This is a genomic window from Phenylobacterium sp., assembly GCF_028290885.1.
In the GTDB taxonomy this organism is placed as follows: domain Bacteria; phylum Pseudomonadota; class Alphaproteobacteria; order Caulobacterales; family Caulobacteraceae; genus Phenylobacterium.
In genome coordinates, this window is record NZ_JAQGIZ010000118.1 from 1 (window position 1) to 8631 (window position 8631).

Below are 8631 nucleotides of genomic sequence, written 5' to 3' on the forward strand. Positions count from 1 at the left end.
CTGGATGATCGCCTGCGTAGGGGTGTCGGCAATCCGTGCCCCCTCGTTCTCATAGGACTGCCATCGTCCATTGTAACTTTCAACGAAGGTAAGGCGGCGCTGGCTGAAGTGGAGGCGGCTGAAGAACTGGCATCGAATAGCGCTTCCTAGCCCCCTATCCCCTCGCCCCCACCCCCGCTAACCTCCCCCCAAACCGCCGCCCGCCCCGCGGGCGGCGAGCAAAAATTCCGGGGAAACGCGCCGCACCATGACCGCCACGTCCGTCGCCCCTCCGCGCCCGCTCAGCGCCGCCCCGCCGAAGCCCGTCTATTCGGAGAACTACAAGCGGCTGGTGCTCTTCCTGCTGGTCACCGCCTACACGCTGAACTTCATCGACCGGACGATCATCGCCACGCTCGGCCAGCCGATCAAGGACACGCTGAAGGTCACCGACACCCAGCTGGGCCTCTTGGGCGGGATCTATTTCGCGCTGCTCTACACGCTACTGGGCATCCCCATCGCGCGGCTCGCCGAGCGGTTCAGCCGGGTCAACATCATCGCCGTGTCGATCGTCATCTGGTCGGGCTTCACCGCGCTCTGCGGCGTGGCCGGGAGTTTCGCGACGCTGGCGGCCTGCCGGTTCGGGGTGGGGATCGGCGAGGCGGGCCTGTCGCCGCCGGCGCACTCGCTGATCAGCGACTATTACGAGCCCAAGAAGCGGGCCTCGGCGCTGTCGGTCTACAGCTTCGGCATCCCGCTCGGGGCCATGATCGGGGCGGTGGCCGGCGGGCTGATCGCCAACACCTTCGGCTGGCGGGTGGCGTTCATGGTGGTGGGCCTGCCCGGCGTGGCGGTGGCCATCGCGCTGAAGCTCTTGGTGAAGGAGCCGCCGCGCGGGCATTCGGAGCCAATTTCTCCACCTTTGGGGGAGATGTCGCCCCCGGGCTCGGCCAAAGGCCGACCCGAGGATAAACTCCGCGACAGAGGGGGCCTGGCCGCAGGCCAGGGCCAGGACCAGACCGCCGAAGTGCGCGCGGCGCCGGCCTATTCGCTGGCCCGCGAGGTCAAGGAGCTGGGGGCGGTGATCGGGCTCCTGTTCGGGCGGTGGCCGGTGCTGAACATGGTGCTGGGCATCACGCTGGTCTCCTTCGGCAACTACGGCGGGGGCCAGTTCGTGCCGCCCTATTTCGTGCGCGCCTTCCATCTGAATATCGGCCAGGTGGGGCTGATCGTCGGCCTGGCGCAGGGCCTGTCGCAAGGGCTCGGCACCCTGATCGGCGGGCCGCTCACCGACCGGCTGTCGAAGCTGTCGCCGCGCTGGTATGCGCTGGCGCCGGCGATCGGGGTGGCGCTGGCCTACCCGGCCTATGTGGCGGTCTACAACGCGGGGAGCTGGCAGGCGGCGGCGGGCTTCCTGCTGCTGCCGGGGCTGCTGTCCTACATCTATCTCGCGCCCACCTTCGGGGTGGTGCAGAACATGGCGCCGACGCACCAGCGGGCGACCGCGTCGGCGATCCTGCTGTTCTTCCTGAACCTGATCGCGCTGGGCGGCGGCCCGCCGTTCACCGGCTGGGTGATCGACCACTTCTCGGCCTTCCACTATGCGCACGCGAGCGCAGGGACGATCTGGGACGCCATCAGCGGCTTCTTCGGCTCGCGCCCGGCGGACTTCCAGGCGGCCTGCCCGGGCGGCAAGGCGGCGGCGGGAGCGGCCGCGGCGGCCAAGGCGGCCTGCTCGGGCGCGCTGGTGCTCGGCACCCGCCACGGCATCATCGTCGCCTACGCCTTCAGCCTCTGGGGCGCCTTCCACTACCTGCTGGGCTCCTTCGGCCTCGCCAAGGCCATGGCCAAGGCCCGCGCCGACCGCGGCGAGGGGGACTGAAATCGTTCAGATTTTCATATGAAAATTTGACTTGAGCGGCGGACCGCCCGCATACCGGGCGACATGATCCCCCGCTACGCCCGCAAAGAAGCCGCCGCGATCTGGAGCCCTCAAGAGAGGTTCAAGATCATGTTTCAGATCGAGGCCCACGCCGCCGACGCCATGGCCGAATTGGGGGTGATCCCCAAGGAAGCCGCCCGGGTGATCTGGGAAAAGGGCCGCGACGCCATCTGGGACGCCGAGCGCATCGACGAGATCGAGCGCGAGGTGAAGCACGACGTCATCGCCTTCCTGACCCACGTCACCGAGGTGGTCGGCCCCGAGGCGCGGTTCCTGCACCAGGGGATGACCTCGTCGGACGTCAACGACACGGCGCTGGCGGTGCAGCTCTGCCGCGCCACTGACCTCTTGATCGAGGACGTCGACCTGGTGCTGGCCGCGCTGAAGACCCGCGCCTTTGAACACAAAACCACCCTGACCATCGGGCGCAGCCACGGCATCCACGCCGAGCCGACCACCTTCGGCCTGAAGCTCGCCGGCCACTATGCCGAGTTCGTGCGCGCCAAGGAGCGGCTGGCGATGGCGAAGTTCGAGATCGCCACCTGCGCGATCTCCGGCGCGGTGGGGACGTTCGCCAATGTGGCGCCCGAGGTCGAGGAATACGTCGCGGCGAAGCTGGGCCTAGCCGTCGAGCCGGTCTCCACCCAGGTGATCCCGCGCGACCGGCACGCGGCCTATTTCGCGGCGCTCGCCGTGGTGGCCTCCTCGATCGAGCGGCTGGCGACCGAGATCCGCCACCTGCAGCGCACCGAGGTGCTGGAGGCCGAGGAGCCTTTCGAGGCAGGCCAGAAGGGCTCCAGCGCCATGCCGCATAAGCGCAATCCCATCCTCACCGAGAACCTGACGGGCCTCGCGCGCCTGGTCCGTTCGGCGGTGATCCCGGCGCTGGAGGACGTGGCGCTGTGGCACGAGCGGGACATCAGCCACTCCTCCGTCGAGCGCGGCATCGCGCCGGACGCCACCGTGCACCTCGACTTCGCGCTGCGGCGCCTTGCCAGCGTGGTCGAGCGGCTGGTGATCTATCCGGAGAACATGGCGAAGAACCTCGACCGCCTGGGCGGGCTCGTGCATTCGCAGCGCATCCTGCTGGCGCTGACCCAGAAGGGCGTCGCCCGCGAGACCGCCTATGCCGCGGTGCAGCGCAACGCCATGCGGGTGTGGCGCGGCGAGGGCAATTTCCTGGACTTCCTGAAGGCCGACCCGGACGTCACGCTATCCGACGCCGAACTCGCCGAGCTCTTCGACCTCGCCTACCACTTCAAGAACGTTGACAGGGTGTTCGCCCGCGTCTTCGGTGAGGAGGCGAACGCGGCGAAGCACGCCGCCCAGTAGGCTTATTTGCCTTCGCGGACGCCTTCGCGGGCCTGGGCCAGCAGTTCGGCCATCTTCATCCGCACGTCGCCCTCGGTGATCGCGACGCCGGCGCCCTTCAGGTCCTCGAACACCTTGCGCAGGACGTCGTCCTCGCCGGGCTGCTCGAAGTCGGACTTGACCACGGCCTGGGCGTATTCGGTGACGTGCTTGTCCGCCAGGCCCATCAGGCGGGCCGCCCACTCGCCCAGCGCACGGTTCCGCCGGGCCGAGGCTTTGAACTCCTGCTCCTGATCGAGCGCGAAACGCTTCTCGAAACCACGTTCACGATCGTCAAAGGTAGTCATGCGGTCCCCGGGGAGGCGTCGCGTAAACGGTGCGAACCGGCGATCCCATATCCCGCCCCGTTCCCCGTCGCAATCGAAAGGCGGCGCGGCGGCGAGGTTTGCGCCCATGGCCCGCATCCGCTAATTTTGCGGGGCCTCATATGAAGCGAGACGCCGAGTCGGATCCGCGCGCGAGGGTTGAAACCGCGCGCGTTTTTCGTTGTCCCGACCGGCAGAGCCCTCGTCCACGGAGTAGGCGCGATTATGACCCGCCGTAAGAAGATCTACGAGGGCAAGGCGAAGATCCTCTACGAGGGACCCGAGCCCGGCACCCTCATCCAGTATTTCAAGGACGACACCACCGCCTTCGACGCCACCAAGAAGGCGGTGCTCGAGGGCAAGGGCGTGATCAACAACCGCATCAGCGAGCACATCATGACGCGGCTCGCGGCGATCGGCGTCCAGAACCACTTCATCCGGCGGCTGAACCTGCGCGAGCAGCTGATCCGCGAGGTGGAGATCATCCCGCTGGAGGTGATCTGCCGCAACGTGGCGGCCGGCTCGCTTTCCGTCCGCCTCGGCCTGCCCGAGGGCCAGGCCCTACCCCGCTCGATCATCGAGTTCTGCCTGAAGGACGACAAGCTGCACGACCCGCTGGTCTCGGAGGAGCACATCACCGCCTTCAACTGGGCCACGACCCAGGAGATCGACGACATCATGGCGCTGACGCTGCGGGTCAACGACTTCCTCAGCGGCATGTTCGGCGCGGTCGGCATCACGCTCGTGGACTTCAAGGTCGAATTCGGCCGGATCTGGGAAAACGACTTCGCCCGCATCATCCTGGCCGACGAGATCAGCCCCGACAGCTGCCGCCTCTGGGACTCGACGACCAACGAAAAGCTCGACAAGGACCGCTTCCGACGCGACCTCGGCAACGTCATCGAGAGTTACACCGAGGTGGCGCGTCGCCTCGGCATCATGAAAGAGATGCCCACCGTCATCCAGGGAGGCCTCCACTAGTGAAGGCGATTGTACACGTCTTCCTGAAGCCCGGCGTCCTCGACGTGCAGGGCAAGGCCGTCGAGCAGGCGCTGCACGGCCTGGGCTGGGGCGGCGTCGAACACGTCCGCGTCGGCAGGACCATCGAATTCGACCTCGCCGCCAAGGACGCCGCCGCCGCCGAGGCCGAGGTCAAGGCCATGTGTGACAAGCTGCTCGCCAACACGGTGATCGAAAGCTACCGCGTGGAGGTGGCGTGAGGGGGCCGACCGCCCTCCTCCTCATCCTCCCGCTGGCGGGGGCCTGCGCGCCGAAGCCCGAAGCGACCGCCCCGGCGGCTCTCGCGCTCGACTGCTCGCAACCCTTCGAGGCCCAGGCCGCCAGGATCGCCGCCCAGCCGCACCTCGTCCCCGCGCCGCACGAGTCGGCCGAGCCCTATCGCTTCTATTCGACCGAGGACGGCCGGGCTTCCTACCTGATCACCGAGAAGGGCGCGCCCGGCCACCCGGCGATCATGATGCAGACGGCGAGCGGCGGTCAGGTGAAGACCACCGGCTGCCCCTACGGCGATCCCAAGGGCTACCGGCAGCTCATGGCCTATCTCGACTCCCTCAAAACCTGGACCCGCAGATGAGCGGCCTCCACCTCGCCCAGTTCAACATCGCCCGCCTGGCCGCACCGATCGACGCGCCGCAGAGCGCGGAGTTCCGAGAGGCGCTGGACCGGGTCAATGCGCTGGCTGAAGCCTCGCCCGGGTTCATCTGGCGCGCCACCGGAACTGGCTTCGACTCCGAGATCCCCGCCGAGGACATCGACCCGATGATCCTCGCCAACCTCTCGGTCTGGGAGAGCGCCGAGGCGCTGGCCGCCTTCGCCTACCGCAGCGCCCATGGCCATTTCGTCAGGCATCGCGAGCGCTGGTTCGAACCTGCGACCGAGCCTTACCAGGCCATGTGGTGGATTCCCGCGGGGACCTTGCCCGACCGCGCCGAGGCCTTTGCGCGGCTCGAGCATCTGCGGGCTCAGGGCCCCACCGCTCACGCCTTCGACTTCCGCTCGCGCTTTCCCGCGCCAGCCCTTACGGACATCTCCGCATGAAAGCAGCCGTCATCGTCTTCCCCGGCGCCAACTGCGACCGCGACTGCAAGGTGGCTATAGAGCGGTCCACCGGCGCCCGCGTCGACATGGTCTGGCACGGCGACACCGCGCTGCCCGACCGTCTGGACCTGATCGTCCTTCCGGGCGGCTTCTCCTACGGCGACTACCTGCGCTGCGGGGCCATGGCGTCCCTCTCGCCGGTGATGGCCGAGGTCAAGGCGGCCGCCGAGCGCGGCGTGGCCACCGTCGGCATCTGCAACGGCTTCCAGGTGCTGTGCGAGGCGCGGATGCTGCCCGGCGCCCTGCTGCGCAACGAGCATCTCAAGTACGTCTGCAAGGCCGTCGAGCTGGAAGTCACCAACGCCCAGACCCGCTTCACGGCCGGCTACGCGGGCCGCCGCCAGGTGGCCATGACGGTCGGCAACGGTGAAGGCAATTTCTTCGCCGACGATCCGACCCTCGACCGGCTGGAAGGCGAAGGCCAGGTGGTGTTCCGCTACCTCGACAACCCCAATGGCTCTGCGCGCGGCATCGCCGGCATAGTGAGCGGTAGGGGCAACGTTCTCGGCCTGATGCCCCACCCCGACCGGGCCTTCGAGCCGGAGCTCGGCTCCGCGGACGGCGCCATCCTCTTCCAGAGCGCGCTCGCGAGCGCCTAGGGACGCCATCCATGATCCTGAAGAGCTTCGCCCTTGGCGTCCTTTCCGCATGCGCGCTGGTCGCCGCCGCCCCGGCGGGCGCACAGACCCCGCCGATGACGCCGGACATTCCGGCCCGGTTCGACTTCCCGGCGGCGAAGAACGACTGGACCAAGCGCACGGTGATGATCCCCATGCGCGACGGGGTGAAGCTCTACACCGTCATCGTCATGGCCAAGGGGGCGCATGACGCCGCGATCCTTTTGACCCGCACCCCCTACAACGCCAAGAAGCGCGCCGAGCGCTTTTCCTCGCCGCACATCACCGCCGAGCTCGCCCAGCTTGACGAGCCCTTCGTCACCGACGGCTACATCCGGGTCTATCAGGACATCCGCGGCAAATACGGGTCCGAGGGCGACTATGTAGTCACCCGCCCGCTGATCGGGCCGCTGAACCACACTAAGGTCGACCACACGACCGACATCTGGGACACCACCGACTGGCTGGTGAAGAACACGCCGGAGACAAACGGGCGGGTCGGCATGATCGGCTCGTCCTACGACGGCTTCACCACCGTGATGGGCCTTATCAACCCACACCCGGCGCTGAAGGCCGCGGTGCCGCAAAGCGCGATGGTCGACGGCTGGATGGGCGATGACTGGTTCCACTACGGCGCCTTTCGCCTGAAGAACATGGACTACTTCACCGGCCAGATGACGGCGCGCGGCGAGGGCAAGGAGATCCCCCGCGACGGGCTGGACGACTACACGAACTTCCTGCGCGCGGGCTCGGCGGGGGACTTCGGCAAGGCCGCCGGCCTCGACCAGATCCCCTTCTGCCGCAAGGTCACCGAGCACCCGTCCTATGACGAGTTCTGGAGCGAGCAGGCCCTCGACAGGACGCTCGCCGCCCAGCCGCTGAAGGTCCCCACCATGTGGGTCGGGGCGCTGTGGGACCAGGAAGACATGTGGGGCACGATCCACGCCTACCTGGCGACAGAGCCCAAGGACGCCAGGAATGACATGAACTACCTGGTGCTGGGGCCCTGGCGGCACTCCGGCGTCAACTACGAGCAGCGCGCCCAGAACGCCGTCAAGTTGCCCGGCGACACCGCCACCGACTTCCGGCTGAAGGTGCTGAAGCCCTTCCTCGACGCGCACCTCAAGACCAATGCGCCGAAGGCCGACACCCCGCCCGTGTTCATCTTCGAGACCGGGACCATGGAGTGGCGGCGCCTGCCCAAGTGGCCGCTCGCCTGCGAAACGAGCTGCCCTGCCAAGATGACGCCGCTCTACCTGGAACCCGGCCTGGGCCTCGGTTTCGCCCCGCCGGCCGCCTCAGGCGCCGCTTTCGACGAATATGTCTCCGATCCCGCCAAGCCGGCGCCCTACGTCCGCCGCCCGGTGCGCAACGACGACGGCGACCAGTGGCGCTACTGGCTGACCACCGACCAGCGCCACGTGGACGACCGGCCCGACGTGCTCACCTACACGACCGAGCCGCTGACCTCCCCGCTGCAGATCTCCGGCGCGCCGATCGTCAACCTTTTCGCCTCGACCAGCGGGACGGATAGCGACTGGGTCGTGAAGCTGATCGACGTCTACCCGGACACCGTCCCCAGCCAGGCCGAGCTCGGCGGCTACGAACTGCCCATCGCCATGGATATCTTCCGCGGCCGCTACCGGGAGAGCTTCGCGACGCCCAAGCCTATTCCGGCGGGCGTCGTGGAGAAGTACCGCTTCGTGATGCCGACCACGAACCACGTATTTCTGCCCGGGCATCGGGTCATGGTGCAGATCCAGTCGAGCTGGTTCCCGCTCTATGACCGCAACCCGCAGACCTTCGTGCCCAACATCTTCTTCGCCAAGCCGGCCGACTACGTGAAGGCCACCCAGCGGGTCTACCACTCAGGCGCACAGGCGAGCGCCATCGAGCTGCCCGTGGTGACCGCTCCCTAAGCGAAGGGGCCGGAGCGCACGTGCGCTCCGGCCCGTCGTTCCGCAAATGACGAAGGCCGGCTAGTGCTTGCCGTCGCCCTTTTGGTTGTTCTGGCCGCTCTGCTTGGAGCCGGACTGACTGCCCTGACCGGAACTCTTCTTGCCTTTCTGGTCCATCCGACGGCCGCTGGACTCTTGCTGTTGCTGGCGATTGTCGTTGGACTGCTGATCGGCCATGTTCGCCTCCAGATTCTGCGACGTCTGGCCCGACGCCGGGCGTGCGACCAACCGACGGCAGCCGCAGATGTTCCCGCCTATCGCGCCCCGCGCAGAACCTCGCTAGAAGGCGGCCATGAGCGCCGCGCCTTCCAAATCCCTGGCCGAATCGGCCGCCGAATTCG

General features: G+C 67.7%; 10 protein-coding genes. 8 read left to right on the plus strand and 2 right to left on the minus strand.

Translation table 11 applies throughout. The features are described from left to right. Positions 1 to 247 precede the first annotated feature (247 nt). Entirely contained in the window at positions 248 to 1861 is a 1614-nt protein-coding gene (locus JWP28_RS08000) for an MFS transporter (protein WP_299541849.1), read from the plus strand. A gap of 63 nt (positions 1862 to 1924) precedes the next feature. After that, positions 1925 to 3253 (plus strand): adenylosuccinate lyase, encoded by a 1329-nt coding sequence (purB, locus tag JWP28_RS08005; protein WP_299541851.1) that lies wholly within the window; start codon positions 1925 to 1927, stop codon positions 3251 to 3253. Positions 3254 to 3255: 2 nt separating this feature from the next. On the opposite strand, the gene JWP28_RS08010 is transcribed toward purB, so the two are convergent. Continuing rightward, positions 3256 to 3579: a DUF1476 domain-containing protein gene (locus tag JWP28_RS08010; protein WP_299541853.1), complete on the minus strand. Its 324-nt coding sequence runs from the start codon at positions 3577 to 3579 to the stop codon at positions 3256 to 3258. 240 nt (positions 3580 to 3819) lie between these two features. Here JWP28_RS08010 and purC point away from each other — a divergent pair, with 240 nt between their 5' ends. The 6 genes from purC to JWP28_RS08040 are packed head-to-tail and all read left to right on the plus strand — an operon-like array spanning position 3820 to position 8251. Continuing rightward, entirely contained in the window at positions 3820 to 4578 is a 759-nt protein-coding gene (purC, locus tag JWP28_RS08015; RefSeq protein ID WP_299541867.1) for a phosphoribosylaminoimidazolesuccinocarboxamide synthase, read from the plus strand. Further along, a complete protein-coding gene (purS, locus tag JWP28_RS08020; RefSeq protein WP_299541855.1) occupies positions 4578 to 4817 on the plus strand; it encodes a phosphoribosylformylglycinamidine synthase subunit PurS in 240 nt (79 codons plus the stop codon). The genes purC and purS overlap by 1 nt, the downstream gene beginning before the upstream one ends. Then, positions 4814 to 5191, plus strand: coding sequence for a hypothetical protein (locus JWP28_RS08025; protein ID WP_299541857.1), 378 nt, complete (start codon positions 4814 to 4816; stop codon positions 5189 to 5191). Before purS ends, JWP28_RS08025 begins: the two co-directional genes overlap by 4 nt. Further along, complete coding sequence (locus JWP28_RS08030; protein ID WP_299541859.1) at positions 5188 to 5655, plus strand: DUF3291 domain-containing protein; 468 nt, start codon at positions 5188 to 5190, stop codon at positions 5653 to 5655. The genes JWP28_RS08025 and JWP28_RS08030 overlap by 4 nt, the downstream gene beginning before the upstream one ends. Continuing rightward, the gene (gene purQ, locus JWP28_RS08035; RefSeq protein ID WP_299541861.1) at positions 5652 to 6314 is read left to right on the plus strand and encodes a phosphoribosylformylglycinamidine synthase subunit PurQ; all 663 of its coding nucleotides are present in this window, start codon (positions 5652 to 5654) and stop codon (positions 6312 to 6314) included. Before JWP28_RS08030 ends, purQ begins: the two co-directional genes overlap by 4 nt. An 11-nt stretch (positions 6315 to 6325) precedes the next feature. Further along, positions 6326 to 8251, plus strand: coding sequence for a CocE/NonD family hydrolase (locus JWP28_RS08040; protein WP_299541863.1), 1926 nt, complete (start codon positions 6326 to 6328; stop codon positions 8249 to 8251). A 60-nt stretch (positions 8252 to 8311) separates the two neighbouring features. On the opposite strand, the gene JWP28_RS08045 is transcribed toward JWP28_RS08040, so the two are convergent. Next, the gene (locus tag JWP28_RS08045) at positions 8312 to 8467 is read right to left on the minus strand and encodes a hypothetical protein (protein WP_299541865.1); all 156 of its coding nucleotides are present in this window, start codon (positions 8465 to 8467) and stop codon (positions 8312 to 8314) included. Between the last annotated feature and the right edge of the window lie 164 nt (positions 8468 to 8631).